Raw genomic sequence first — 26,254 nt, 5'->3', positions numbered from 1 at the left:
CGCCACGCCCCCGGAGGAAACATATGGCAAGCATTGCATTCATCGGTCTCGGCAATATGGGCAATCCCATGGCAGCCAATCTCGTCAAGGCCGGTCACACGGTTCTTGGCTTCGACCTGATTACGGAAAATCTCGAGACCGCCACCAAAAATGGCGTCACGGTCATGGCAAGCGCGGCAGCGGCGGTGAAGGATGCGGAGGTCGTGATCACCATGCTGCCGGCCGGAAAGCATGTTCTTTCCGTCTATGCCGACATCGCGCCAAAGGCCGGAAAAGGCGCGCTCTTCATCGATTCCTCCACCATCGACGTGGAGTCGGCCCGCAAGGCGCATGAGATTGCTGCACAACACGGGCTTCTCTCCATCGACGCACCGGTTTCGGGCGGGGTGGGCGGTGCGGAAGCCGGCACGCTGACCTTCATGGCCGGCGGTTCTGCTGACGCGTTTGCGAAGGCCAGCCCCATTCTGGAGCCGATGGCGGGGCGCGTCGTCCATTGCGGCGACGGTGGCGCCGGTCAGGCGGCGAAAATCTGCAACAACATGATCCTCGGCATTTCGATGATCGCCGTTGGCGAGGCCTTCGTTCTGGCCGAAAAGCTCGGGCTTTCCCATCAGGCGCTGTTCGACGTCGCCTCCACATCCTCGGGCCAGTGCTGGTCGCTGACAAGCTATTGTCCCGTGCCCGGTCCGGTCCCTGCATCGCCCGCCAACCGCGACTACAAGCCCGGCTTTGCGGCGGGCCTCATGCTCAAGGATCTGAAGCTCGCGCAGGAAGCCGCCCAGAGCGCAGGTGCCGCCACGCCGCTTGGCGCTGAAGCAGCGCAGCTCTACACGCTCTTCAACGCCATGGGCCACGAAGGCACCGATTTTTCCGGCATCATCAACTTTCTCCGTGGCAGGCAGAGCTGAAAAAAAATAGAACGCCGGCAAAAAAGCGTGATTTTACATGTCGCGCTAACCTCCCGGTAACCATGAGGGGCTAGAAATGACGTCGAGGCGGCTTTGAAGCCTCCCCGACGCCGGATCAGGTCTCGCGTACCGGTACGGGAACTCTTCGCAGCGTTGCGTAAGTGCGAAGAGCAGTATTCGAGTATTGTAAAACCGCGTCTCTTCCCGCCCGAAGAAACGCGGTTTTTCTTTACAGCGCCGCGCGTCTTATAAGACGCGCAAAGGACGCTGTAACACTTTGAAATAATGCATGTTCGTTGTCTTTCAAATGAACTCATTTGAAGCGACATGCATTAGAGTATTTGCAGTCAGGTGGAATCACCTGACGTCCGCATAAATGCGTAGAAAGAGACAGATAGAGCAGAGTAGCGTTTCCCTGAAACGGTGAACCGCTCTGGTGTCAGAACCCTACGGAATCATCCTCCCTTGCGCAGTTCGGCTTCGGCCCTGTTCAGCGCCGTCTCTATCCGGTCGCACGCCATGTCGACGGTCTCGCGGGTCCAGATCAATGGCGGCGACAGGATCATCGTGTCACCCACGGCCCGCATCATCATGCCGCCGTCGATTGCGTGGTCGCGCACGCATGATGCCGCCGCCCCTTGACCGGGAAAGCGCTTGCGCGTTTCCTTGTCCGCGACAATCTCGATTGCTGCCATCAGCCCGAAGGACCGGACCTCGCCGACAATGCCGTGTCCGCCAAGCCGCGCCTGAAGCGTCTCGGCCAGATAGGGGCCCGTATCGGTGCGCACCCGCTCCACCAGCCCCTCCCGCTCGATGATCTCCAGGTTTTTCAGCGCCACAGCACATGCCACCGGATGCCCTGAATAGGTGTAGCCGTGGAAGAACTCGCCGCCCTTCCCCACCAGCGTTTCGGCGATCCGGTCACCGACAAGAAGCGCTGAAAGCGGCTGATAGCCCGACGTCAGCGCCTTGGCCGTGGTGATCGTGTCAGGCTGCAGTCCAAGCCGCTCGGCGGCAAACCACGCGCCGGTGCGACCATAGCCGGTGATCACCTCGTCCAGCATCAGGAGCACATCGTGTTTTTTGCAGATCCGGTCGATCTCCGGCCAATAGCTTTCCGGCGGGATCTTGACGCCGCCTGCCCCCATCACCGGCTCACCGATGAAGGCTGCGACGTTCTCCGGCCCGGCCTCGAGAATGGCGTCTTCGACCGCCTTCGCAGCGCGCAGACCGAAATCATGGTCGCTCTCGCCCGCCTCCCGCAGCTCGAATGCGTAGGGCGGCATTACGTGGTCGATATTGGGCACCGCCCCGTAGAGCTGTCCATGCATCGCCGCCATACCACCCAGCGAGGTCGCCGCAACGGTCGAGCCGTGATAGGCCCAATTGCGCGAGATGATGCGGTTCTTTTCCGGCCTGCCCTCAAGCGCCCAGTAGTGCCGCACCAGCCGAAGCGCTGTGTCGTTGGCTTCCGATCCGGATGACCCGTAGAAAACCTGGTTGATGTTTTGGGGCGCGATCTCCGCCAGTCTCTGCGAAAGAAGCACGGGGGTCGGCGTGGAGCAGCGAAAGAAGGAGTTGTAATACGGCAGTTCCTTCATCTGCTCATGGGCCACTTCGGCAAGTTCGTAGCGGCCATAGCCGACGTTCACGCACCACAGTCCGGCCATCCCGTCGAGTATCTCGTTGCCCTCCGTGTCATAGACGAAAGGCCCGTTGGCGCGGCTGATGATGCGTGACCCCGCCGCCCGCAGATCCTCGTGGTCCGTGAACGGATGCAGATGGTGCGCAGCGTCCATTTCCTGAAGCTGGTTCAGGGAAAAATTCCTGTATGTCATAGGCTTGCTCTCTTCGTTTGAACTGTTCCGATAAAATCGGAGGCCGTTTCAAACGACGCCGGGAGGCGAATATCCGATGCGTGCGCATAGCCGCAGGAGTTCCGTATGCCGTGTGCGCGGTGACGGTTTGGGCGCGGGCAAATCGTTCTCCTGTGGACCGGGACTTGGGTTCATGCACCAAATCTAGAGCATCGGACCGAAAAGTGGAATCCGGTTTTCGGGCTATTCCGATGCTCCAGCAATAGATCAGATCGTCCTTTGTGCGTCCGGATGGACGCACGGCGATCTAAGTCCTGGCCCTAGCCACACTGCCGCAGGCCGTTCAAGCCGGTACGACAGGGGGCGGTTCCCGAAAATGTCGCATCTCTCGCTCTACGGGTCGCCAGCCCGACCTTTCGCCGGCTGGCTTGGCCCCATCATATGATCCCATCGCAGCAGTCACGAAGGATGCCCATGACGCAGGACCTCGCAACCGCTGATTCCGGCCCAACCCGTTCACGACGCGGCGGGCGCGCCGCCAAGCGCGGCAATACAGGCAGCTTCGAGCAGCCTCCCTTTCGCCGCCTCGTCAATCCGTTCACGCCCACCCGCATTGTCTCGGAGGATGAGCTCGAAGCCATTCATCTGGCATCGCTCCGGGTGCTGAGCGAGATCGGCGTCGAAGTGCTTCACGATGAAGCGCGCGCCATCATGAAAGCGCATGGTGCCGATGTGCGGGCCGATACCCAGCGCGTCCATTTCGATCCTGCGCTGATCCTCGAATACGTCGCCCATTGCCCTTCGGAGTTCGAAGTTCACGCGCGCAATCCGGCGCACAATCTGCGCATGGGCGGGAGCAGCCTTATTCTCGCGCAGATGGCGTCGGCACCGAACTGCTCCGACCTCGACCGTGGCCGCCGGCCGGGCAATCAGGAGGATTTTCGAAACTTCATCAAGCTGTCGCAGATGCACAACATCATCCAGTGCCAGGGCGGCTACCCGGTCGAACCGATCGACATCCATCCGTCCATCCGACATCTGGAATGTCTGCGTGACATCGCCACGCTCACCGACAAGGCCTTCCACATCTATTCGCTGGGGCGGGAACGCAATCTAGACGGTCTCGAAATCGCACGGATCGCGCGCGGTGTCAGCGCCGAGCAGTTTGCCGAAGAGGTTTCCTGCTTCACCATCATCAACACGAACTCCCCTTTGAAACTCGACATTCCGATGATGGAAGGCATCATCCATATGAGCCGTCACGGGCAGGCGGTCATCGTCACGCCGTTCACGCTGGCCGGCGCCATGGCGCCCGTCACCATTGCCGGCGCGGTGGTGGAGCAGAATGCCGAGGCGCTGGCCGCAATTGCATTCGCACAGATGGTCAGGAAGGGCGCACCCGTCGGCTATGGCGGTTTCACGTCGAATGTCGACATGCGCTCCGGCGCTCCCGCCTTCGGCACGCCGGAATACATGAAGGCGCAGCTTTTGGGCGGACAGCTTGCCCGGCGCTATGGCATTCCCTATCGCAGCTCCAATGTCTGCGCCGCCAACACGGTCGATGCGCAGGCAGCCTATGAAAGCACCTTCTCGCTCTGGGGTGTTGTTCAGGGCGGCGCAAACATGGTCAAGCATGCCGCCGGGTGGCTCGAAGGCGGGCTGTGCTGCTCTTACGAAAAGATGATGCTCGACATCGATCTTCTGCAGATGGTGGCCGAGTTTCTGCAGCCGCTCGATCTCTCGGAGGATGCGCTCGGGGTCGATGCCATCCGCCAGGTTGGCCCCGGCGGGCATTTCTTCGGTTCCCCGCACACGCAGGCGCGCTACAAGACGGCTTTCTATTCCCCCATCATTTCCGACTGGCGCAATTACGAGACCTGGGCTCAGGCCGGCTCTCCCACCGCAATCGACCATGCCAATCGCCTCTGGAAGGAGCGGCTTGCCATGTACGAGCCGCCCCCCATGGAGGAGGCGATCCGGGACGAACTCGACGCGTTTGTCGAGCGCCGCATCCGCGAAGGCGGCGCTCCGACGGATTTCTAGTTTCGATTCCAGTAGCAGGTACAACCTCATGAAATCGCATGCAAAAGCAGTTGTCATCGGCGGCGGTGTGGTCGGGTGCTCGGTGCTCTATCACCTTGCCCGTGCCGGCTGGAGCGACGTCATGCTGATTGAACGCTCCGAGCTCACCTCCGGGTCTTCCTGGCATGCGGCGGGCGGCTTCCACACACTCAATGGCGATCCCAACGTTGCGAAGCTCCAGGCCTATACGGTCCAGCTCTACCGGGAGATCGAGGAAATCTCCGGCCAGCCCTGCGGGCTGCATCTGACAGGTGGCGTCATGCTGGCCGACAGCCCCGAGCGCATGGATTTCCTACGCCTTGCCCATGCCAAGGGTCGCTATCTCGGCATGGAGACCGAGCTCATCACACCGTCTGAAGCCAAGTCCATGTTCCCCCTGATGGATGAGCGCCATTTCGTCGGCGCCATGTGGGATCCGGTCGAGGGCCACCTCGACCCGTCCGGCACCACCCACGCCTATGCCAAGGCCGCGCGCAAACTGGGGGCGGAGATCGTGCTCAGAAACCGAGTCACGGAACTTACGCAAGCCATTGATGGAACGTGGAAAGTCGTCACCGAGAAAGGCACGGTCGAAGCCGAGCACGTGGTCAATTGCGGGGGCCTTTGGGCGCGCGAAGTGGGCCGCATGGCGGGCCTGGAACTCCCGCTTCTGGCCATGGAGCACATGTATCTCCTCACCGAGCCCATGCCGGAAGTGGAGGCCTTCAACCGCGAGACCGGCCGCGAGATGATCGGCGTCATCGATTTCAAGGGCGAAATCTATACGCGCCAGGAGCGCAACGGCATTCTGCTCGGCACCTATGAGAAGGCGGCAAAGCCGTGGTCGCCGCGTCAAACCCCATGGGATTTCGGCCATGAGCTCCTGGAGCCGGACATCGACCGCATCGCTCCTTCTCTTGAAGTGGGTTTCCGCCATTTCCCGGCACTCGAAAATGCCGGCATCAAGCAGGTGATCAACGGCCCCTTCACCTTCGCGCCCGACGGCAATCCGCTTGTCGGCCCGGTTCAGGGCCTGACCAATTACTGGGTCGCCTGCGCGGTCATGGCCGGTTTCAGCCAGGGCGGCGGTGTCGGGCTCGCACTCGCAAACTGGATGGTGGAAGGCGATCCCGGCTTCGATGTGTGGGGCATGGATGTGACGCGTTTCGGCGAATGGGCAAGCCTGCGCTACACAAACGCCAAGGTGCGGGAAAACTATTCCCGCCGCTTCTCCATCCGCTTCCCGAACGAGGAGCTGCCCGCCGCCCGCCCGGCGCAGACAACGCCGCTCTACGACATCATGGTGCGCGACAACAATGCGGTCATGGGCGATTCCTGGGGGTTGGAAACGCCGCTCTGGTTCGCGCCAAAAGGCACCGAGCCAAATGACATCGTCTCTTTCCATCGGTCCAATGATTTTGCGCCTGTCGGGCAAGAGGTGCGCGCCGTGCGTGAGAGCGTGGGCATCACCGAGATCGCCAATTTTGCAAAGTATGAGATTTCCGGCACCGGCGCGCGAGCCTTCCTCGACCACCTGATGACCAACCGCCTGCCAAAGCCCGGCCGCATCGTCCTCACTCCGATGCTCAACGAATTCGGCAAGCTCATCGGCGATTTCACCATTGCCAGTCGCGGTCCGAAGGACGGCGCCGACCGTTTCATGGTCTGGGGCTCGTCAGCCGCGCAGATCTACCATATGCGCTGGTTCGAAAAGCACCTGCCGCGCGACGGCACGGTGCATCTCCACCGCTTCGACCAGACCCTTGTCGGCCTTTCGCTCGCCGGCCCGAAATCCCTCGCCGTGCTTGAAAAATGTGTCGACGTCGACATTTCGAAAGATGCCTTCCGCTTCATGGATTTCCGCGAGATGGCCGTCGCCGGCGCGCCCTGCATGGTCAATCGCCTCACCTATACGGGCGATCTCGGCTACGAAATCTGGATGCCGCCGGCCTGTCAGCGCCTCGTCTATGCGGCGCTGAAGGAGGTGGGCGCCGAATTCGGCATTGTCGATTTCGGCATGCGCGCCCTGCTCTCGATGCGGCTTGAAAAGAATTTTCCGACCTGGTTCCGCGAGCTGCGCCCGATCTACGGCGCCTTCGAAGGGGCGATGGAGCGTTTCGTCAAACTGGACAAGGGCGATTTTATCGGCCGCGAAGCAGCCAAGCGTGAAGAGCGGGAGGGGCCGCGCCTGCGCCGTGTTTCCTTCATCGTCGAGGCGGAAGACGCCGATGTGATGGGCGACGAGCCCATCTGGGCAAAGGTCGGCGATCAGGATTTCGGCACCGTCGAGCCGCCCCATGGCTATGGTGCGCCCCGCTTCGATGCGAAGGGTGCCGAGACCACCATCGCCGGCAGCGGCATTGTCGATGGCGAATGGCGCGTCGTCGGCTGGGTAACGTCTGGCGGCTATGCGCATTCTGTCGAGAAATCCATGGCGCAGGGCTATGTGCCTACGGCCCTTTCAAAGGACGAAAGCGCCGGCCTGTTCGAGATCGAGATACTCGGCCGCCGCCGCCCGGCGCGCGTCAATATCGAGCCGCCTTTTGATCCCGGGGGCGGGAGAATGCGAGCGTAAGCAGAGTGGCACCATTCTGCATTTGTGCGTGTCTGCCGGTTGGTAGATCCGGAGAGTGCAAACCCCGCTGCCCGGTCGTTCGTCAGAGCGCGTTCTCTACAATCTTGACCAAATCGCCAAATGTTGTTTTTTCGGTGATCAGATTTTCATCAATGCCAATCTGATACTCGTTCTCGACGTTGAGAGTTAGCTCGAAGACCTCCAATCGGTTGTCGAGAATATCGCCGTTTAATCGATATTCTCCTTTTATATATTCATCAGAGACTCCAAATTCGGCCAATAATATTTGGCTTATATTTTTATATATTTCACTATATTTACTCATTTAAATAACTCCATTAAAATTACATTACTCAATATCAATAGACAGCAATTGCAAATCAGAAAATCGATACTTTCATGAAATAAGCATAAAGGCTTATGCTCTGAAACACCCGCACCCACGATTTGTGCGCACAGCATGTTGAATGGCCTTCACCACAGAATCGCTTGCACGCCGGCTCGTAATATAGGGAAGCCCCAGGCGTCGCGCCGTCCAGCCGACGACACGCAGGCCATCGACACCCGGTTCGAAACGCTGTGCCATTGCCCAGCTCCGGCAATCGACGGCACAGACATCCGCCCGCCCGTCCCGCACAGCTTCAAGCGAGGCGCGGTGCCCGCCCGTTTCCAGTTTTTCTGCAAACAGATCAACAGCTTCCCCCGCCTCCTTCAGATCCTGAATCAGGGCGAGGAAACCGGAGCGCGAGAGCGCTTCATTGTAGGCAAGGCGTTTGCCCCGCATGAGATCGGGCGAAAGACGCGCCCGCCCGTCTTCGGGTGCGGCCATGTCGGGCCCGGCCACGTCCTTCCGCATCACGATGACGCTCGAATAATACGCCCCCTCACCGCCTTCATAAGCCGAATAATCTGGCTGCCCGACCACACGCACATGCCCGGCGAGCCCCGCTTCCATCGGGCCCCAGCATGTCTGCGCCAGCAGCAGGTTCGGGCTTCGCCACAGCGCCTGCAGATCGCCGGTGCGTGTCAGTGCTTGGGGCGCATCGACACCGCGCCTGCGCAGGGCGTCGCGCCAGCCCTGCCACTGGGCGTCAGTGTCCCGCCGGCATTCGGGCCAGTCATACATGGGAAGGGCGGCAATCCATTCGCTCATGCGCTGTTATCGGGTGCATGGCGTGTCAAACGCAAGCGCCTACTACTCCTTCGCGGGCCTGGCCGGCACGGGCGCGCCCCGCCCGCCAACCGTCCGGCCATGTGCGCGTGGACGAAACCCGCTGGGTGCTTCAGGCGCGCGCCGCAGGGCCGGATGCGGCACCGGTTCCTTGGGTCGGAATGCGAATTCCTTCAGAAGCGCCCAGTAACTCCCATAACTGTAGCCATCATTCATGGCGAGCCACTCCGCCCGCCGTTCCCGATAGAGTGCAGGCAGGCGATACCAGGGCGCGGTCGGCACTTTGTGATGAACCAGATGCAGATTGTTGTTCAGAAACAGCAGCGCCAGCGGCGACCGCTCGACGATGATCGTCCGCCCGTCCGGCCGCTCTGACCATTGGTGCTCTGCAAAGGTGCGCACCGAGATCAGCGACTGTCCGAGCCAGGCCGGCGCGAGGATATAAAGCCACAGCGGCATGTCGAACCCATAAGCGATGACCGGCAGAACGAGCGCCAGCCCCGCCCCGTGCAGGAGCCACGCCCGGCGCACGCCGCGCACATTCCGCCTGATCAGCGTGGCCTCGGCGGCGAAGAACCCGATATTCATGATCAGCGGCCCCAGAAGGAAACGTCCGATCATCGTGTTGTTGATTTCAAGGACGCGGCGCGCCCAGCCAGGCAGTTCCTCATATTGCCAGAGCGCCTTGTAGTAACTCTCCGGATCCTCGAACGGATCCGTCAGCCGCTCGTCGGCATGATGCCGCAGATGCAGCGCCTTGAAGCGGCGATAGGGATAGACAAGCCCGACGGGCAGAAAAACCAGCGCTTCGTTGAGGGCGGATGAGCGTGTGGGATGCCCGTGCAGGCACTCATGCATCAGCGAGCTTTGCAGCGCGATCATCAATGTCAGGAGCAGCAGGCCTGTCAACGGCCAGTTTGGCCACAGCAGGAGGCCCGCAGCCGCCCACCCCCCGTAGCAGAGGATGATCAGGGCAAGCGTCGGCCATTCCGCCGCCGCAGGACGTCTGCCCCGGCGTCTGGTCATCATATCCATCATTGTTCCGGTTCTGCACTGCACCCAAGCCCTTATCGGCAGCCGAAGCAGCGCGTTTTGATACTGACATGATTCTGTCAGGAGCAGCCGATACACGCAATGCGAGAAAGTGCACAATTCGTTGACAACGCGCACCAATCATATCATTTGTTTACTAAAGTCACCAGCCGCATTGAATGAAAGATGGAAAAGTCAGTTATCGACAAGCGGGATCTTTCCGGCACCTTCCGCGATCGCCTCAAGATCCTGCTCCAGCGCTCCGGCCTCAACCAGTCGGCCTTTGCAGCGGCCGTCGGCATAGACCGCTCGGCCCTGTCGCAGCTCCTCTCTGGTGCCTCCACACGCCTTCCGCGTGCCGAAACGCTCATCAATATCGCCGCGGAGCACAAGGTGTCGCTCGACTGGGTGCTCGGCCTCAGCCAGGACGAGGGCATCACCGGAGACCTGCGCGAAAGTCTCGAAATCGCAGAAGCAGAGGGCGGGTTCGGCGACACGATGCTCGCCAGATGGCACGCCGAAGCCGTGGGCACCAAGATACGCTATGTGCCCTCGGGCATTCCGGACCTGCTGCGCACGGAAGCCGTCATCCTCTATGAATCGGAAGCCATGCCACAGCGCCGCGCGACCCAGATCAGCGAAGCCCGATACCGCGTCGACTACAACCGCAGACCAGAAACAGACATGGAGGTCTGCATGCCGCGCCAGACGCTGGAGCTGTTCGCCAAGGGCGAAGGCGTGTGGCGCACCCTGCCCGAGCAGGTGCGGGCCGAACAGATCATCCATATGGCACGCCTGCTCGATGATCTCTATCCCACCTTCCGCCTTTTCCTGTTCGACGGACGCAGGCGCTATTCCGCCCCCTACACGATCTTCGGCCCCTATCGTGCGGCGCTCTACATGGGCGGCATGTATCTGGTGCTCAGTTCCACCGGCTCCCTGCAGCGCCTGACCCGCCATTTCGACGGGCTCATCCGTGATGCCGAGGTCAACGCCCATGAGGCAGCCGATTTCGTCAGGAGCCTCAGGCTCGGGTAAAATCTCTGGATTGACGGATATAAAGATTTCTTTATATCTTTATTCAAAGAACGCAGGCTCGCCCGTCAGTCTCGACCCAATGGAAGGCATCCCCGATGCAACAGCCGGCACCCGACAATCCAATCGATGCACTCATTGCAGAAAAGGGCGTCCTTCTCGCCGATGGCGCGACGGGCACGAACCTCTTTGCCATGGGGCTGGAATCGGGCGAAGCACCCGAACTCTGGAATGAGGATGCGCCAGAAAAGATCGAGGCTCTGCACCAGGGGTTCGTTGATGCCGGCGCCGACATCATCCTGACCAATTCCTTTGGTGGCACACGTCACAGGCTCAAGCTGCACAACGCCCAGGACCGCGTCTTCGAACTTAACAGGAAGGCGGCGGAAATCGCCTGCCGCGTTGCCGGCAAGGCGGAGAGTCGTGTCATCGTCGCTGGCTCCGTCGGCCCCACCGGCGAGCTTCTGGTGCCGCTTGGCGCTCTCACCTACGAGGAAGCGGTCGAAGCCTTCGCCGAACAGATGGAGGGGCTGAAGGCAGGCGGTGCGGAAGTCGCGTGGATCGAGACCATGTCTGCGCCGGATGAGATCCGGGCGGCGGCGGAGGCGGCGATCCGCGTTGGCCTGCCCTACACCTACACAGGCTCGTTCGATACGGCCGGCCGCACCATGATGGGCCTTGCGCCCAAAGACATTCACACCGTCGTTGACGATCTCGGTCAGTCTCCGGTCGCCGTTGGCGCCAATTGCGGTGTCGGCGCGCCCGACATTCTCGCCGCCCTTCTCGACATGACCGAAGCACGGCCAGATGCCACGGTTGTGGTGAAGGGCAATTGCGGCATTCCGGAGTTTCGCGGCACGGAGGTTCACTATTCCGGAACGCCGGAACTGATGAGCGAATATGTCCGGCTCGCGGTCGACGGCGGTGCGCGGATCATCGGCGGGTGCTGCGGCACTTCGTTCGAACACCTGGCGGCCATGCGCGCAGCGCTCGATGGCCACAGGGAACCCGAAAACCGTCCCGGCATCGCAGACATCGTCGCCCGCGTCGGCCCGCTGCGCAACAAATCGGCTTCCGAAAGCGGAGCAGGCACCGGGACACGACGCTCTCGGCGCGCCCGCAGCTGACGGGACTGGACCAAGCGAAACCGCCTTGCCTGTCAGGCTCGGTGCGTTAAAAGCGGTTTTCGCCGAAGGCATCCTCCTTCCGCGCATGATTCTGGCAGGCGTCGAGATTTCCGCCCGCCGCAAGAGGTAGACGACATGACGGCCATTGCTCCCGGCGCCCGCGCGCCGGCCAATCCGTGGACCGCTGAAGCGCGCGCAATGCTGGCGCTCGCCTGGCCGATGGTGCTCACCAATCTTGCCCAGATCGCCATGACCACGACCGACGTCATGATGATGGGGCGGCTGGGTCCGGATTCCCTTGCGGCCGGAACCCTCGGCTACAATCTCTATTTCGCGCCGCTCATTTTTGGGCTCGGCCTCCTGCTTGCTACCTCGCCCATGATGGCGAGCGCGCTTGGCCGCAAGCTTCACTCCCTGCGCGACGTGCGCCGCACCGTGCGGCAGGGCCTGTGGCTTGCCATTGCTGTCTCCATTCCCATCTGGCTTCTGCTCTGGCAATCCGAGCGCATTCTCTTATGGATGGGACAGGAACCGACCCTTGCGAGCATCGCCGGCAGCTATGTGCGCACACTGCAATGGGCTGCCCTGCCCTTTTTCGGGTACATCGTCCTGCGCTCCTTCATTTCCGCGCTGGAGCGTCCGGGCTGGGCGCTGACCATCATGTTCATCATGGTGGCCTTCAACGTGCTGGCCAACTGGTGCCTTATGTTCGGCAACCTCGGCTTTCCGGCACTCGGCGTGCCCGGCTCCGGCATTGCCACGACGCTTTCCAGCATTTTGATGTTTTTCGGCCTCGTGCTCGTCGTCTCGGTGGAGCGCCAGTTTCGCCGCTACCAGCTCTTTGGCCGCTTCTGGCGCTCCGACTGGCCCCGCTTCTTCGAGCTGATCCGGCTTGGTCTTCCGATTGCGGGTTCGATGACATTCGAGGTCACGATCTTCAATGCCGCAGCCCTCCTCATGGGGCTCATCAGCGCCCCCGCGCTCGCGGCGCACGCCATTGCGATCCAGATCGCGTCCATCAGCTTCATGGTGCCCATGGGCCTCAGCCAGGCTGCCACGGTGCGGGTGGGCCGTGCCTTCGGCGCGCAGAATCTGGATGGCATCACGCGCGCCGGCTGGACGGCCTTTGTCATGGGCGTCGGCTTCATGGCGCTGATGGCCCTGCTGATGGTCACCATACCCCGGCCGCTCATCGGCGCCTTCATCGATCTCGATCTGCCGGAGAATGCGGAAGTCATCGGCCTCGCCGTCACCTTCCTGGCTTTTGCCGGCCTGTTCCAGATTTTCGACGGCGCGCAGGCGGTCGCCGCCGGAATGCTGCGCGGCCTGCACGACACGAAAGTGCCGATGATCTATTCGCTGTTTGGCTATTGGGGCCTTGGCATGACGTCGAGCGTGGTTCTCGCCTTCACCCTCGGCATGGATGGACCCGGCATCTGGATCGGCCTGGTCAGCGGCCTCGCCATCGTATCGGTGCTGCTTTACGTGCGCTGGCTGAGACGCGAGCGCCTCATGCCCTGGCTTCACCAGAGCCGCGTGGCCTGAACCTGCCGCGTTTGGCTTCGTCGATCAGCATGTTCGCCACCTGCATGCGCATCATGGCGTTGGCCCGCAGATGAGCCGGTACCCGGTCGGGGTGATTGCGAAAGGCAAAGTCGCGCCGCAGCCGGTCGAGCAGTCTCGGCTCGATCGTTCCGCCCAGTCCCAGTTCACGGGCAATCTCGTCCGGGTCCGTCGTCAGCGGCGGCGCCGGAGGCGGTTCGGCAGCCATGACCTCTGGCTCAACCGGCTTAGCCGGCTCCGGCGTCTGGTGCTCGCCATATTCCACCTGGGCGCGCCGGTCGGTGAAGTTGATGCGGCCCGAATGAAGTTCCTCGGCCACGGATAGATAGTCGAGGGAGTTGAGGCTCGCAGACGCACCGCCCGCATGCTCAATGTCCTCGCTGATCAGTTCATCAAGCAATGCCGCGAAATCGCGGCGCCTCCCGATGGCCATATCGCCTCTCCCGCCGGCGCGGGAGCTCCATTCATTCAAAAAGCAACAGGCGCAGCCTTAGCCCTGTGCGGTTAAGAAACTTACTCTTTGCTTCACTCTATTTGAAGCAATGCTGAAATGCACGTCTGTGTCCCCACCTGCGATCACAATCTGGGCTCTCTTGAAACGCTACTATATGTGCGAATCGATGTTACTCGCGCTACCCTGCACGCCGTTTCGAGCCGAGGAGGCCCTGATGAAATCCGCTTTCACAACCACCGCAGTCCTTGCCATTCTGCAAGCACCGGCATTCGCACAGGACGAGCCCTATCTGGATGACCGGTCGTCGCCCGAGACCCTGTTGCAATCGCTGTACAATGCGGTCAATCGCAAGGAATACGCCCGCGCGTACGACTATTTCGCAACGCCGCCGGCTGCCAGTCTCGATGCCTATCAGGAAGGCTATGCGGACACGGATCATGTCGCCCTGGTGACCGGGACAGCCTCCTCCGAAGGCGCTGCCGGCAGCATCGTCTACTCGCTTCCCGTCGCCATCCGCGCGAGAGCAGGCGATGGCGGCGAGCGGGTTTTCGCCGGCTGCTACACGCTGCGCCTGTCAAACCCGCAAATTCAGGGAACGCCGTATGCGCCGCTGCACATCGAAAAGGCGGAGATGAAGCCTGTGGCCGGGGAACTGCGCGATGTTCTGCCCGCCAGTTGCGGCGACGGCACGCCCGATGGAACCGATACGGTTCTGGCCGATGCGAAGGCGCTCTTCTCATCCATATACGGGCGCAACTGTCCGCAGGCGCCGGACAGGGACGCCAGCGACCAGATGCAGAGCTATACGATCCCGTTCAACTATTCGCATGAAGGCCTCGATACGCCGAAGCATGAGGCCCGCCTCTTCCGCTTCTATTGCGGAAGCGGTGCCTATAACGAGAACCACGCCTATATCCTGGCCAATGAGGAAGGCGGGCTCACACCTCTGCAATTCGCCACGCCCGAGACGAGTGTGCAGTACGAAAGCGGCGACAGCGACGGCAAAGTCGAGGACATCCGCATCGTCGGTTATACAGCCAGCGACACGCTGGTGAACTCCACCTACGATGCCGATACGCTAACGCTCACCAGCTACAACAAGTGGCGCGGCATCGGCGATGCCTTCTCCGCCGGCACGTGGATTTTCCGCGAAGGAACTTTTACGCTCGTGCGCTACGATGTCGATGCGTCCTATGACGGCGAGAAGGATCCGATCACGATCCTCGACTATCACACGGGGCCCTGAAGCCCCGTCACCGCTCAGCGAGCATCCAGTTCAGCGTCTCGCGCCAGTCTGTCATACGGATCGGCGTTCCGTGCGAGCCTGTCTCAAACCGCACGAAGCGTGCGGGATAATCCCCTGATGCTGAACGGATCTTCCTGAAAAAGGCCTCCTGTTTCCCGACGGGAAACACCCGGTCGGCGCTGCCATGGCCGAAAAAGACAGGCACGCGCGCCGCAAAGGCCGCGCTTTGCAGAAACGCCTCGTTCCACATGGACCCGAGCAGCAGGAGCCCGCCCAGTTGTCTGACGGTCGGGCCGTCCTGCGCCAGCCGCCAGCAAAGCGCACCGCCCATCGAGCCGCAGGCGACAAAAACACGCGCGCCGGGCGAGGAAGCCGCATAATGGGAAATCAGCGCCGCGATCTGCCGGGTACCTAGCGCCTCGAAATCCGCAACATCCGGCGAAAGATAGAGCCCGCCGCTCTTCGCCATCAGGTTCTTGATGCGGTTGAAATTGCCGCCGAAGGTAAAATCGTTCACACCCTGCCGCCGGTTGCCGCCCTGGCCATGCAGGTAGAGCACGATGGCGCTGGCGCCCCTGCTCTTGCCGACCGCGAAATAGCGCAGGGTTCCAGCCTCTGTCTGGAGCGCCAGTTCCTGCTGGGCGCGCCGCACGCCCGTGGAGACATAGCGCCCGTCCACGCGCCGCTCCGGCACTGCATCGCGGCCATTGATGTCGCGCATTTCCTGGTAATCGACAACGCGGTAAGCCCCGCCATCACTCGACGAAAGAACCGCCGGATAGGCGAAGAGCCGATCCTTGTGTGCGGCAAGCTCGAAGCCCTGCGCCCCTGCATTCCAGAAAACGGCAAAAAGACAGGTAAAACAGAATCTTGCAAAGGAAAGAAAACTCATCGATTCAACACGCCGCCGGCTTTTTCAAGCGCCTCCGGCGTATCCACGTCGAGATGCGCGCCAGCGCCCGTTTCCACATCGATCACCGAGACCAGCCCCTGTTCCACCACATGGCGCGCGCCGGTGTCGCCGGTCAGCTTTTCGACCTCGGCAAAAAGCGCACGCGGCAGGATCACCGGATTGCCACGCTTGCCATTGTGTGTTGCCCGCACCACTGCATTGCCGCCCGCCTTCACGAAGGCGTCGACGAGCCGGTCAAGGTCTCCACTTCCGATCTCCGGCATATCGGCCAGCATGATAAGTGCGCCGGCGGCCTCGTCTGGCAATGCCGCAATCCCTGTCCTGAGCGAGGTGGAGAGCCCGCCCGCGTAATCCGCATTGCGCACGCATTTCACCGCGATCCCCTCCAGCGCGGCCTCCACCGCCTTCGCCTCATGCCCCAGCACCGCAACGGCACCCGAAACATGGCTCCGAGTAAGCGCGGCACCCGTTCGGCGCACCAGCGGCACGCCGTCGAACGAGGCGAGAAGCTTGTTGTGCCGGCCCATGCGCCGCGACTGGCCAGCCGCCAACAGCACACCCCACACGGCGGACGGATCGCGTGCGCCTTCTTTTCCCTCGCGCGGCTGCGGCCGCGTCGGAATTTCGGCCAGAAGGCCGCCCACCCCCATGCCGGCAATGTCCGCCGAGGATACGTCGAGCCCCGCCACCACCCGGTCGAGCACCCAGTCGAAGCCATTCGTCTTCGGGCTGCGCGCGCAGCCGGGTGCGCCGATCACCGGCTTGCCGTCAATCATACCCAGCACCAGGAGATTGCCCGGGTCCACCGGCATGCCGACCCGCTCGACCATGCCGCCGGCCCGGCGGATCGCCGCGGGGATCACATCGTCTGCGTCGCATATGGCCGATGCGCCGAAGAGAAGCAGCAGGTCGCTCTCCTCCTTCAGCGCAGCGATGGCGCGCGCAACAGCCTCTTCCTCATGCGCCGGTCGCAATTCGCGTGTCACGCGGCTGCCCGAACGCGCCAGCCGCACGCCGGTGATGCGCGCCGTCTTGTCGAGCACACTGTCTTTCAGGCTCGGAAGCGCCGTCTGCACCACGCCGACCGAGAGCGCCCGGAATGGCGCAACGCGAAACACGTCCTCACGGATCGCTTCCATCGCTTCGTCCACCCGCCGGGCCTGAACCGCGAAGGGGATGATCTTCACCGTTGCGACCATCTGGCCTTCGGACACCGCGCTGTAGTCCGGCAGCGTGGCGAGCGTGATTGCCGGGTCGACAGCGTTCAGCCGGTCGACCGAAGCCCTGTCGACAACGAAAAGACCGGCCTTTTCGGCATAAAGGTTCACCCGCCCCGTGGAGGGGGGGCGCACGGCGACCCCATCCACGGCAAGCCGTTCTACAAGCCGCTCCGCCGCCTGATCCTCATCCAGATCACCGGCCTCGAGCTGCGCCGCGATCACGCTTGAAACCCCTTCCGCCCGCAGGAGACGGATGTCTTCTGCCGTCAGCCGGTGCGCCTTGCGCAGCCGCGTCCGGCCGGCCATCGTCGCATGCGCCAGCACCGCGCCCTCGGCCTCGTCTATGGAAAGCGGCCCGAACTTCACGCCGGGACACTCCCGCCCTGCAGCCCGCGCGTCCGCAGCGCCCGGATCACCGCGCCGAGCACCGCCACGGCGATCTCTGCCGGCGTCGCCGCCCCGATATCGAGCCCGATGGGCGCATCGATCCGCTCCAGCGCCTCTCCCGGAACACCGGCATCAATCAGCCGCTCGACACGTGTGGCATGGGTCTTCCGGCTTCCCAGCGCACCGATGTAAAAACACTCCGCTTCGAAGGCAGCTCTGAGGGCCGGATCGTCGATCTTCGGATCGTGGGTGAGTGCTGCGAGCGCCGTATAGGCATCGAGTGGCTGGCGCGCCAGCGCTTCGTCGGGCCATTCGGCGTGGAGCGCCATCTCGGGAAACCGCTCCGGCGAGGCAAAGGCGGTGCGCGGATCGATGATCGTCAGATCAAACCCTGCGATTTTCGCCATCGGCGCCAGCGCTTGGCTGATATGCACCGCGCCGATCACCACAAGACGCGGCGCGGGCAGATGCACATTGAGGAAAAAATCGCGCCCATCGATCTCCGCCACGCCGGATTTGCCGGATCGGAAAGCGCGCGCCACCGCGTCTCCCAGGGCTCCCGCCACCGTGTCGCCTTCGCCAATCACCCGGTCGCGGCCGTCACCCAGATCCGTCAACAGGATCGCGGCCTGGCGCTCGCGCCGCAACGCGTTCAGTTTTTTCAGCGAATGCGGGTCCACTAGCCGAGCCTCTCCACATAAACCCTGATGCGCCCGCCGCAGGAAAGGCCCACCTCCCAGGCAGTCTCGTCGGCAACGCCGAACTCCAGCATGCGCGGCTTGCCCTCCGCGAGCACGTCTGCGGCCTCCGCCACCACCGCACCCTCGACACAACCGCCCGAAACCGAGCCTTCGAAATTGCCGTCCGTGTCGATCACCAGATGGCTGCCCACCGGCCGCGGCGCAGAGCCCCAGGTCTCAACCACCGTGGCTATCGCCACATCACGGCCAGCCTTCATCCATTCCTCCGCGATCATCAGCGGATCTCGCGGATCATTGTTCTGCATGCCTTCAGACATTGGCGTTTCTCCCGCTCGTCATATGGGCACGCCGGAAGTGCCGTGCCAAGTCCCCGCCGCTCGCCGGTGCCGTCAGCGCGGCGATGAGATCGCCAAGCGCATCGAGCGAGTGCACGGCCCGCAATTCATCCACATGGGGCAGCATGGCCTGCATGCCGCGTGCGCGCGGCTCGAACCCGTCGAAACCCAGCAGCGGGTTCAGCCAGATCAACCGACGGCAGGATTTCGAAAGCCGCTCCATCTCGCGTGACAGAACCTCGATATGGTCGCGCTCCAGCCCGTCCGTGATCAGGAGCACGATGGCGCCCTGCCCCAAAACCCGGCGTGACCACAGCCGGTTGAAATCGCCAAGTGCCGTGCCGATCCGCGTGCCGCCCGACCAGTCGCGCACGGTTTCCGATGCCTCGTCCATGGCCTCGTCCGGATCGCGCCTGCTGAGCGCCCGCGTGATGTTGGTCAGCCGCGTGCCGAAGGTGAAACTGTGAACGCGCCGTCGCTTTTCCGTCAGCGCATGGAGAAAATGCAGGAAAACACGCGAATACTGGCTCATCGAGCCCGAAATATCGACCAGCGCCACCAGCGGCGGCGCAATCTCGCGCGGCGAGCGGAATTTCGGCAGGATCAGGTCGCCGCTCGTGCGCAGACTCATCCGCAACATAGCGTGGGGGTCGATGCGCGCGCCGTGCGGATCCGGCCGAAAACGCCGCGTCGCCACGCGGTGGAAAGGCAGGGTGAGATCGCGCATCGCAAGGCGCGCCTCGGCCAGTTCCGCAGCCGACATCTGTGCGAAGTCCTTGCCGCGCAGCACTTCCATCGCGGTGAAGGAGAGCCTGGCATCGAGTTCGAATTCCGGGCGCTTCCTGATGATCGCGCGCCGCTCTTCATCGAGCGCATCTTCAGCGCGCCGGTCTCCCGCACGCTTCTTCTCGCGCAGCACCTCCGCCTCTTCATCATCCCCGCCGCCGTCCGCGTCGTCGCGATCCTCGCGCCGTGACCAGTAAAGGCGGAACACGGCATCGAATACGGCATGATCCTCGCGCCGCGAGATCATGGTCGAATGCAGGGTCCAGTAAAAATCCTCGCGCTTCTCGATGCCCACCGAGAGCACCGCGCGCACCGCATCCATCACCGCTGCCGGCCCGATCCTGAGGCCGGCGCGGCGCAGCATGCGGGCAAAGCCGACAATGCGGTTTGCCAGCCGCGCGCCCTGCGGCTCAACCGAAGCCGTTTTCTGCGATGCCGGGGCGGCGGCCATTCAGCCGACCCTCACCTCTTCCAGAACACGCACGCCCTCGCCCTCTTCCATGCGCGCGATGTCGTCCTGATATTTCAGGAGAACGCCCATCGTGTCGGACACGGTCTCGGCATCGAGCGTTTCCTTGCCAAGTGCCGTCAGCGCCGTTGCCCAGTCGATCGTTTCGGCAACACCGGGTGCCTTGAAGAGATCGAGCTCGCGCAGCTTCTGGACGAACACGACCACCTGTCTGGCCAGCGTCGCGTTGGCGTTCGGCACCTTGCGGGCAAGAATATCGAGCTCGCGCTGCGCGTCCGGGTAATCGACCCAGTGGTAGAGGCAGCGCCGTTTCAGCGCGTCGTGTATTTCGCGTGTCCGGTTCGTGGTGATCACGACAATGGGCGGTTCTGCGGCCCTGATCGTGCCAAGCTCCGGGACGCTCACCTGATAGTCGGAAAGCACTTCCAGAAGATAGGCCTCAAAGGCTTCGTCAGCCCGGTCCAGCTCGTCGATCAGAAAGATCGGCGGCCCGTCCACGCTGCGTTCCAGCGCTTCCAGAACCGGGCGGCGGATCAGATACTTTTCGGAGAAAACACCGCTTTCCATCTCCGCGCGGTCATGAACGCCTGCCGCTTCGGCCATGCGGATCTCGATCATCTGGGCGGCATAGTTCCACTCATAGACGGCAGAAGAGACATCGAGCCCTTCATAACATTGCAGCCGGATGAGTTTTCGCCCGAGCCGGTCGGCCAGAACCTTGGCGATCTCGGTCTTGCCGACACCCGCCTCGCCTTCCAGAAACAGGGGCCGCTGCATCGTCAGGCTCAGGAACAGCACGGTCGCAAGCGAGCGGTCGGCCACGTAGCCACCGTCGGTCAGAAGCGCCAGCGTTTCATCGATGGATTGCGGCAGGCCGCGTGTGCTCGGTTGGGCCATCATTCCCCCAGTTTTCCCGAAAGGACTTGCGGCTACAATACCCGGTAGCCCCGCTCATGGTAGAGGAGCGGGCTGGATTTGTCGCCGATGCTGAGACCGGCAACACGGCCGAAATAAACCCGGTGCGTGCCCAGTTCCACCGTCTGCACCACGTGGCAGTCAAAAACCGCCAGCGCGTCCGACAGGGTCGGCGCGCCTGTAGCAATCGTCTCCCACCGCGCCTGCGCGAAACGTTCCTCGGGCGAAAGCCCGGTCAGCCCTGAAAACGCGTTGGAAAGCTCCTGATGGTCCGCTGCCAGCGTGTTGAGCGCAAAAACGCCGTTCTCCACAAAGCAGTCATTGCTCGGGTTTTCGCGGTTGAGGCACACCAGCACTGTGGGTGGGTTGTCCGAAACCGAACACGCCGCAATGGCCGTCACACCGCGTTTGCCTGCCGGTCCATCCGTGGTGACGACATGAACGGCACCGGCAAAACGGGCCATGGCATCGCGGTAGTGGCGCGGTTCGATCTCGTTGGTCTTTAGCACGGTCAACTCTTTTCAACTCTTGTGTGCGATATAGGTTGGGTGGGCAGGCTTACCAAGGAGCATCACGGACTGACAGTCCAAAAACGGAAAAAGGGCTGCGCCAGCCAGAGCCCTTCAAAACAGGTTCACATTACCCGAAGTGCCATATGACACGGTTATTTACCAGTTCCGCATCTTTACGGTTAAGTTCGGATGCGGGCGGGCTGATTCTCGTGTTACTGCGCAACCGTCAAATGGGTGATTGATCTCCAGCTATGCGTTGCTTCGCCTTTTTCATTTTGAGCAGCCTTGCTGCCTTCAGCCCTCCTGCGGCCCATGCGCAGGCTCCGGTTGTCGGCCTCGCCGCTCCGCTGACCGACAGTTTTGCCCTGCTCGGCCAGCAGATGCGCGATGGCGCGCGTCTGGCCGCTCAAGCGGGTGGCGCGCAGATTGTCGAAGCAGACACACAGTGCAGCACCGAGGGTGGTGAAGCAGCCGCCCGCGCGCTCATCGAGCAGAACGTACCTGTCGTGGTGGGCTTTTTGTGCACCGACGCCATCGAAGCAGCCCTGCCGCTTTTTGCCGAAGCCGGCATTCCTGTGATCACGCCCGGTGTGCGCACCGCAACCCTTACCGACCAGCGGGAGCGCACGGGCTGGCCCGTCTTCCGCACCGCCCCGCGCGCCGATGCCGAACGCGATGCCGTTGCCGACATCCTGCTTCCCCGCTGGCGGGAAAACTTCTTTGCCATTGTGGACGACGGTACGATCTACGGACGCGAGCTGGCGGAAAATCTGCGCGCTACGGCCGAATTGCAGGAACTGAAACCGGTTTTCGTGGATACGTTCCGCCCGCAGCTCGACAATCAGATCGGTCTGGCCGGTCGGCTGAAGCGCTCCGGCGCCACGCATGTGTTCGTCGGTGGAGACCGCAGCGACATTGCCATTCTGTCACGCGATGCGGGCGGCATGGACTATGATCTCGTCATCGCCGGCGGCGAAGCGCTGCGTGCAGAGGAAAGCGCGATCCCGCTTGCGGAAGGCACGCTGATGGTCGGCCTGCCGCGCTGGGCCGATATTGCAACGGATTCCGCCGGGAAAGCGCTTGAAGAGGCGGGAATCATACCCGACGGCTACGTCCTGCCCGCCTTCGCGGCGACCGAGCTTGCCATTGCCGCGCTCCGCACCGGGTCAGGCCCGGTGGCCGATGCACTCGAATCCGGCACTTTCCAGACAGCGCTCGGCCCCTATTCCTTCGATCGGAAGGGTGACCTCGAACAGCCCCTCTATCGCCTGTTCCGCTTCGACGGGCAGACATTTCAGGAGGTTGAGTGATGTGGCGGACCGGTTCCCGCAACCTGATCACCGACGTCGCGGGTCTCACCGTGGGAAACCACACCGACGGAAGCGTGAAATCAGGCGTCACAGCGGTGCTGTGCGAAACGCCGGCGACCGCCGGTGTCCAGGTTCTCGGCGGAGCGCCGGGCACCCGCGAGACCGATGCGCTCGAGCCGCACAATCTGGTTGACGGCGTGGACGCGATCACGCTGTCCGGTGGCTCGGCCTTCGGCATCGATGCGGCAGCCGGCGTGCAGGCGGCGCTGCGCGAGATGGGCCGGGGGTTTGAGATCCTGGGTTTTCGCGTGCCCATCGTGCCCGGCGCCATCCTGTTCGACCTGCCCAATGGCGGCGACAAGGACTGGGGTCGCTTTTCCCCCTATCGGGATTTCGGCTTTTCCGCCGCCATGGCCGCATCGCAGGATTTCGAGATCGGCACGGCAGGTGCCGGCACAGGCACCACCACCGCCACGTTCAAGGGCGGGCTCGGCTCGGCCTCAACGGTTCTTGAAAACGGCATCACCGTCGGAGCACTGGTTGCCGTCAATGCCGTGGGTTCCGTCACCATCGGCAACACACCGCATTTCTGGGCCGCTCCCTTCGAGATCGGCGACGAGTTCGGCGGCCTTGGCATGCCCCACCCGCTTCCGGCGGATGCTTCGAACGTCACCACCAAAATGCGCACCGCTGCGCGCGGAAACACCACCATTGCCGTGATCGCCACCGATGCAAGGCTTGATAAACCCGCCGCAAAACGCCTCGCCATCTCAGCCCATGATGGGTTCGCGCGTGCCATCTGGCCGGCCCACACGCCTGTCGATGGCGATCTTGTCTTCGCGCTCTCGACGGGCCGCAGCGAAACCGTGCTCGATCTGGACGGTGTGATCGACCTCAATGCGGCCGCGGCCGCAACCATGGCGCGGGCCATTGCCAGAGGTGTTTTTGCCGCCACACCGGACGAACGTGATCTATTTCCCACTTGGGCGAAACAGTCTGTCGTAGGGCATTAAGATCAGAATTCAGGCCGAAAGGAATTTCAGCATGAAACACCTTCCCGCAATCGTCTGCACCGCGGCGCTTCTTGCCGCCTCCGCCACGGCGCATGCAGGCGACACCGCCTCCGTCGAGATCCTCGGCTTTTCAGCCGACGGCGCCACCTTCGCGTTTGAGGAGTACGGCGTGCAGGACGGATCCGGATTCGCTTACGCCAATCGCTACTATATCGACACCGCCAATGACAGTTTCCTGCCCGGCACGCCCATCCGCGTGACCGTCGAGCAGGATGGCGCCAGCGTTTCGGATGCACGCGCTCAGGCAAAAACACAGGCCCAGTCCGTCATCTCCGACACGGTGCTCGCCGACAATCGCGGCTTTACCGCCGGCTGGAACGCCGTCACGGAACAATCGGCCGATCCCTTCCGCATGGCCGTCAGTCCGCGCCCGGTCTTTCCCGCCATCGACAGTTCTCTCGAATTCCGCCTGACGGAGCTTCCCATGCCCGATGGCGCCGAATGCTACGGGTTCGGAGAACCGGCCGGCTTCCGCCTGTCACGCATCGCCACGGAACCAGGGGCCGAAACCGCGCTGGTGCATGAGGACAGCACGATCCCGCAGAGCCGCGGCTGCCCGCTCGGCTACGGCATCAGCGGCATCCAGACCTTCTATCCCGAAGGCGGCGCATCGGTCTTTGCAGTCATGATCGCAGTTCGCAAAGTGGGCTTTGAGGGCCCCGACCACCGCTTCATTGCCGTGACAGGCCGGCTCTAGCGGCTGATGTCCGGGGGCGGCAAAAGCATCGGGTTTCCATGAGGCAGCGTCTCGCCACCCTAAGGCAGGCGCTGCCGTCACCTGCGCTGGCGTTGAAAGGCGCGTTTCTCTGGGGCGCGGCAATGGGCTTCAACGCGCTCGGCTCCCTCTGGATGCGCGGCTGGCAGTCTATGCCGCATATGGTTGCCCTGACATCCATCTTTGCGCTCGGCGCCGCCCTCGCGTTTCCCATAGGTCACACGCTGCAGGCGCTCGTCGCGCGCAAAGCCCGCCCCGAATCCCGTTTCGCCGCCGCGTTTCTGTGCTTTGCGCTTGCCACGATCTGCGTCACGGCCGCCCTCTATGCGCTGCAATACCGCGCCTACTATGCCCAGTGGCATGGCGCGCTCCTCTCGCCGTCATGGGTGATCCATTTCATCTTCACCACAGCCGGAGCGGTCTATCAGTTCGCCGTGATCGGGCTCCGGTTCTATTTTCCCTGGGGATTGGCCGCACTTTTCGCCCTCTCCTGCATCTATGCCGCCAGGCCGCGTTGAGGAAAACGCCAAGCTCTGCTAGTCAGGCGCCGACCCCACTTTCATGGAAGGCAAGGCACGCATGATCCCGCGCTATTCGCGGCCGGAAATGGCTGCAATCTGGTCGCCAGAGACCAAGTTCCGCATCTGGTTTGAAATCGAGGCGCATGCCGCAGACGCGATGGCCGAGCTCGGCATCGTGCCGAAGGAAGCCGCAAAGACCATCTGGGACAAGGCCGGCAACGCCACCTTCGACATCGACCGCATCGACGAGATCGAGCGCGAGACCAAGCACGACGTCATCGCCTTCCTGACGCATCTGGCGGAGATCGTCGGTCCCGAGGCACGCTTCGTGCATCAGGGCATGACCTCCTCCGACGTGCTCGACACCTGTCTGAGCGTCCAGCTGGTGCGCGCCACCGACATCCTGCTTGCCGATCTCGACAGGCTGCTCGCCGCCCTGAAGAAACGCGCCTTCGAGCACAAGGACGCCGTCACCATCGGCCGCAGCCACGGCATCCATGCCGAGCCGACGACGTTCGGTGTCAAGCTGGCGCAGGCCTATGCCGAGTTCGAGCGCTGCCGCACCCGCCTCGTCAATGCGCGTGAGGAAATCGCCACCTGCGCCATTTCCGGCGCCGTGGGCACCTTCGCCAATATCGATCCCAGCGTCGAGGCGCACGTCGCGGAAAAAATGGGCCTGAAGCCGGAGCCCGTCTCCACCCAGGTCATCCCGCGTGACCGCCACGCCATGTATTTCTCCACGCTCGCCGTGATTGCCTCTTCCATCGAGCGGCTCTCGGTCGAGGTGCGTCACCTGCAGCGCACCGAGGTTCTGGAAGCCGAAGAGTATTTCTCGCCGGGCCAGAAAGGCTCGTCGGCCATGCCGCACAAGCGCAATCCGGTCCTGTCGGAAAACCTGACCGGTCTTGCCCGCATGGTGCGCGCCTATGCCATGCCTGCCATGGAAAACGTGGCGCTCTGGCACGAGCGCGACATTTCCCACTCCTCCGTCGAGCGCATGATCGGCCCGGATGCCACCGTCACACTCGATTTCGCGCTCATGCGCCTGACCGGCATGATGGAAAAGCTGGTGGTCTATCCCGAGACGATGGACAAGAACCTCAACAAGTTCCGTGGCCTCGTCCATTCGCAGCGTGTGCTTCTGGCGCTCACTCAGGCAGGTGTGTCGCGCGAAGACGCCTACCGCCTCGTCCAGCGCAACGCCATGAAGGTCTGGGAAGAAGGTGCAGACTTCCTTGAGGAACTTCTGGGCGACAAGGATGTGCGCGCCGCACTTTCGGAAGACGAGATCCGCGAAAAATTCGATCTCGGTTACCACACCAAGCATGTGGACACGATCTTCGAGCGGGTTTTCGGCGAAAGCTGATTGTTTTGTCATGAAACGTGAAAACGCCGGTGCATCATCCGA

The 26,254-nt window shown here is 62.6% G+C and carries 24 protein-coding genes; 12 read left to right on the top strand and 12 right to left on the bottom strand.

From position 1 onward, the window contains the following. The first annotated feature begins 23 nt into the window (after window positions 1–23). On the top strand, window positions 24–908 hold the full coding sequence (gene mmsB / locus BLW55_RS00890; protein WP_025031530.1) for a 3-hydroxyisobutyrate dehydrogenase: 885 nt from the start codon (window positions 24–26) through the stop codon (window positions 906–908). Window positions 909–1,363: 455 nt separating this feature from the next. Here mmsB and BLW55_RS00885 read toward each other — a convergent pair whose 3' ends face one another. Beyond that, the gene (locus BLW55_RS00885) at window positions 1,364–2,746 is read right to left on the bottom strand and encodes an aspartate aminotransferase family protein (protein WP_090326015.1); all 1,383 of its coding nucleotides are present in this window, start codon (window positions 2,744–2,746) and stop codon (window positions 1,364–1,366) included. Between the two features lie 453 nt (window positions 2,747–3,199). On the opposite strand from BLW55_RS00885, the gene BLW55_RS00880 reads away from it, so the two are divergent. Continuing rightward, entirely contained in the window at window positions 3,200–4,768 is a 1,569-nt protein-coding gene (locus BLW55_RS00880) for a trimethylamine methyltransferase family protein (protein ID WP_090329845.1), read from the top strand. A 28-nt stretch (window positions 4,769–4,796) separates the two neighbouring features. Continuing rightward, on the top strand, window positions 4,797–7,361 hold the full coding sequence (locus BLW55_RS00875) for a GcvT family protein (RefSeq protein WP_090326013.1): 2,565 nt from the start codon (window positions 4,797–4,799) through the stop codon (window positions 7,359–7,361). Between the two features lie 82 nt (window positions 7,362–7,443). Here the strand turns inward: BLW55_RS00875 and BLW55_RS20600 are convergent, their stop codons facing one another. The 3 genes from BLW55_RS20600 to BLW55_RS00865 all read right to left on the bottom strand — a co-directional run bounded on the left by BLW55_RS20600 (window position 7,444) and on the right by BLW55_RS00865 (window position 9,567). Next, window positions 7,444–7,686, bottom strand: a complete 243-nt coding sequence (locus tag BLW55_RS20600) for a hypothetical protein (protein ID WP_143038409.1) — start codon at window positions 7,684–7,686, stop codon at window positions 7,444–7,446. Window positions 7,687–7,779: 93 nt separating this feature from the next. Further along, complete coding sequence (locus tag BLW55_RS00870) at window positions 7,780–8,514, bottom strand: phosphate/phosphite/phosphonate ABC transporter substrate-binding protein (protein ID WP_090326011.1); 735 nt, start codon at window positions 8,512–8,514, stop codon at window positions 7,780–7,782. A 42-nt stretch (window positions 8,515–8,556) separates the two neighbouring features. Continuing rightward, window positions 8,557–9,567, bottom strand: coding sequence for a fatty acid desaturase (locus BLW55_RS00865; RefSeq protein WP_090329844.1), 1,011 nt, complete (start codon window positions 9,565–9,567; stop codon window positions 8,557–8,559). 183 nt (window positions 9,568–9,750) lie between these two features. Between BLW55_RS00865 and BLW55_RS00860 the strand changes: the two genes are divergently transcribed. From BLW55_RS00860 to BLW55_RS00850, 3 genes are all read left to right on the top strand, one after another. Continuing rightward, complete coding sequence (locus BLW55_RS00860; protein ID WP_090326009.1) at window positions 9,751–10,602, top strand: helix-turn-helix domain-containing protein; 852 nt, start codon at window positions 9,751–9,753, stop codon at window positions 10,600–10,602. A 95-nt stretch (window positions 10,603–10,697) separates the two neighbouring features. After that, window positions 10,698–11,726 carry a betaine--homocysteine S-methyltransferase gene (gene bmt / locus BLW55_RS00855; protein ID WP_090326006.1) on the top strand — a complete coding sequence of 343 codons (1,029 nt, stop codon included), beginning with the start codon at window positions 10,698–10,700 and terminating at the stop codon, window positions 11,724–11,726. 135 nt (window positions 11,727–11,861) lie between these two features. Then, window positions 11,862–13,271: an MATE family efflux transporter gene (locus BLW55_RS00850; protein ID WP_090326003.1), complete on the top strand. Its 1,410-nt coding sequence runs from the start codon at window positions 11,862–11,864 to the stop codon at window positions 13,269–13,271. Here the strand turns inward: BLW55_RS00850 and BLW55_RS00845 are convergent. After that, window positions 13,237–13,722, bottom strand: coding sequence for a hypothetical protein (locus BLW55_RS00845; protein WP_090326000.1), 486 nt, complete (start codon window positions 13,720–13,722; stop codon window positions 13,237–13,239). The genes BLW55_RS00850 and BLW55_RS00845 overlap by 35 nt on opposite strands. A gap of 235 nt (window positions 13,723–13,957) precedes the next feature. Between BLW55_RS00845 and BLW55_RS00840 the strand changes: the two genes are divergently transcribed. Further along, window positions 13,958–14,989 (top strand): DUF1176 domain-containing protein, encoded by a 1,032-nt coding sequence (locus BLW55_RS00840; RefSeq protein ID WP_090325997.1) that lies wholly within the window; start codon window positions 13,958–13,960, stop codon window positions 14,987–14,989. Window positions 14,990–14,996: 7 nt separating this feature from the next. Here the strand turns inward: BLW55_RS00840 and BLW55_RS00835 are convergent, their stop codons facing one another. From BLW55_RS00835 to BLW55_RS00805, 7 genes are read right to left on the bottom strand one after another with little or no spacing between them, the layout of a single operon-like run. After that, complete coding sequence (locus BLW55_RS00835) at window positions 14,997–15,881, bottom strand: alpha/beta fold hydrolase (protein ID WP_090325995.1); 885 nt, start codon at window positions 15,879–15,881, stop codon at window positions 14,997–14,999. Continuing rightward, a complete protein-coding gene (locus BLW55_RS00830) occupies window positions 15,878–17,488 on the bottom strand; it encodes a molybdopterin-binding/glycosyltransferase family 2 protein (RefSeq protein WP_090325992.1) in 1,611 nt (536 codons plus the stop codon). The genes BLW55_RS00835 and BLW55_RS00830 overlap by 4 nt, the downstream gene beginning before the upstream one ends. Further along, on the bottom strand, window positions 17,485–18,189 hold the full coding sequence (locus BLW55_RS00825) for an XdhC family protein (RefSeq protein WP_090325989.1): 705 nt from the start codon (window positions 18,187–18,189) through the stop codon (window positions 17,485–17,487). The genes BLW55_RS00830 and BLW55_RS00825 overlap by 4 nt, the downstream gene beginning before the upstream one ends. Continuing rightward, window positions 18,189–18,527, bottom strand: coding sequence for an XdhC family protein (locus BLW55_RS00820; protein ID WP_090325986.1), 339 nt, complete (start codon window positions 18,525–18,527; stop codon window positions 18,189–18,191). Before BLW55_RS00820 ends, BLW55_RS00825 begins: the two co-directional genes overlap by 1 nt. Further along, complete coding sequence (locus BLW55_RS00815; protein ID WP_090325983.1) at window positions 18,520–19,782, bottom strand: vWA domain-containing protein; 1,263 nt, start codon at window positions 19,780–19,782, stop codon at window positions 18,520–18,522. The genes BLW55_RS00820 and BLW55_RS00815 overlap by 8 nt, the downstream gene beginning before the upstream one ends. Then, on the bottom strand, window positions 19,783–20,700 hold the full coding sequence (locus BLW55_RS00810; RefSeq protein ID WP_007009764.1) for an AAA family ATPase: 918 nt from the start codon (window positions 20,698–20,700) through the stop codon (window positions 19,783–19,785). Between the two features lie 29 nt (window positions 20,701–20,729). Further along, the gene (locus tag BLW55_RS00805) at window positions 20,730–21,224 is read right to left on the bottom strand and encodes a flavin reductase (RefSeq protein WP_090329843.1); all 495 of its coding nucleotides are present in this window, start codon (window positions 21,222–21,224) and stop codon (window positions 20,730–20,732) included. Between the two features lie 254 nt (window positions 21,225–21,478). Between BLW55_RS00805 and BLW55_RS00800 the strand changes: the two genes are divergently transcribed. The 5 genes from BLW55_RS00800 (at window position 21,479) to purB (ending at window position 26,212) form a co-directional block, all read left to right on the top strand. Then, window positions 21,479–22,537, top strand: a complete 1,059-nt coding sequence (locus tag BLW55_RS00800) for a branched-chain amino acid ABC transporter substrate-binding protein (protein WP_007009766.1) — start codon at window positions 21,479–21,481, stop codon at window positions 22,535–22,537. Continuing rightward, window positions 22,537–23,550 carry a P1 family peptidase gene (locus BLW55_RS00795; protein ID WP_090325981.1) on the top strand — a complete coding sequence of 338 codons (1,014 nt, stop codon included), beginning with the start codon at window positions 22,537–22,539 and terminating at the stop codon, window positions 23,548–23,550. The genes BLW55_RS00800 and BLW55_RS00795 overlap by 1 nt, the downstream gene beginning before the upstream one ends. Window positions 23,551–23,581: 31 nt before the next feature. Further along, window positions 23,582–24,307: a DUF2259 domain-containing protein gene (locus BLW55_RS00790; protein WP_090325978.1), complete on the top strand. Its 726-nt coding sequence runs from the start codon at window positions 23,582–23,584 to the stop codon at window positions 24,305–24,307. 38 nt (window positions 24,308–24,345) lie between these two features. Beyond that, window positions 24,346–24,843, top strand: a complete 498-nt coding sequence (locus tag BLW55_RS00785; RefSeq protein ID WP_025031660.1) for a hypothetical protein — start codon at window positions 24,346–24,348, stop codon at window positions 24,841–24,843. Window positions 24,844–24,904: 61 nt separating this feature from the next. Further along, a complete protein-coding gene (gene purB / locus BLW55_RS00780; RefSeq protein WP_090329842.1) occupies window positions 24,905–26,212 on the top strand; it encodes an adenylosuccinate lyase in 1,308 nt (435 codons plus the stop codon). The last annotated feature ends 42 nt before the right edge of the window (window positions 26,213–26,254 follow it).

This window comes from Nitratireductor aquibiodomus (genome assembly GCF_900105565.1).
Taxonomy (GTDB): domain Bacteria; phylum Pseudomonadota; class Alphaproteobacteria; order Rhizobiales; family Rhizobiaceae; genus Nitratireductor; species Nitratireductor aquibiodomus.
This window is presented reverse-complemented; position numbering and strand designations above follow the sequence as displayed.